The organism is Oleiphilus sp. HI0086, from assembly GCF_001635225.1.
In genome coordinates this window covers 1-890 of the sequence record NZ_LWFZ01000034.1, presented here as the reverse complement: position 1 = coordinate 890, position 890 = coordinate 1, and the positions used below count along the sequence as shown (strand labels likewise).

Here is an 890-nt window from a genome sequence, read left to right as displayed (position 1 = left end):
TCATTAACAAAGTGACGAACAATCTCACCGAACAAGGTTTATCTGCGCCGGAAATTGAACACGTCAGAATGCTGTGCCACGCCCGCTATTTCAATGCAGTCTTTAACCCTGTCACCTTCTACTACTGTTTTGACAAAGCTAACAAGCTGGTTTCTATTTTGGCTGAAATCACCAACACCCCATGGGGTGAACGGCATGCTTATGTGCTACCCGTAGGTCAATCGGGAGAGTATGGCTCGTATGCCCTGAAAGCACAAAAATATCACCACTATGAGTTTCCCAAAGTTTTTCATGTTTCGCCGTTCAACCCTATGGATATGACCTATCACTGGACCTTTGATGAGCCAAACCAAGGGCTAAGAGTGCATATGGATAACACCCAGCGCGACGAACAAAACGAAAAGCACTTTGACGCCACGTTAGTGATGGAGCGATACGATTTCACAAACTATTTAGCCAGCACACTGATCCGATTTCCGTTTATGACCGTAAGAGTAAGCATGGGGATATATTGGCAAGCGTTAAAGCTATGGCTAAAGCGCATACCATTTTACGATCACCCTAACTTAAGCAAATAAGATAACAACGAATGCCCGTAAAGGAGACATCGAGATGAGTCCCACAAGCCTAGTGAGTCACGCCAAAAAGCAATCAAAATTCAGTGTAAGTAGCGTCGCCCGAAAACTCGTACATAAGCAGCTACAAAAACTGCACACGGGGACAATTGTCATTGTTGAACCAGGCGCACGTACACTCTTCGGAGAACCACTTTCTCCCAATGACCCGCTTTATTCCGAGCTACATATTCTTGATGAAAATTGTTATCTAGATATTATGACGGGCGGCAGCATAGGCGCGGCAGAAGCCTATATGTCAGAAGACTGGAGCTC

At 45.3% G+C, this 890-nt stretch carries 1 protein-coding gene and 1 pseudogene; both read left to right on the top strand.

The genetic code is table 11. The features are described from left to right. Positions 1–578, top strand: a 578-nt coding sequence (locus tag A3756_RS00650) for a DUF1365 domain-containing protein (protein ID WP_197481074.1), incomplete at its 5' end; no start/stop codon positions are given. 34 nt (positions 579–612) lie between these two features. Continuing rightward, positions 613–890 (top strand): annotated as a pseudogene (locus tag A3756_RS00645) (SAM-dependent methyltransferase); the annotation flags it as partial.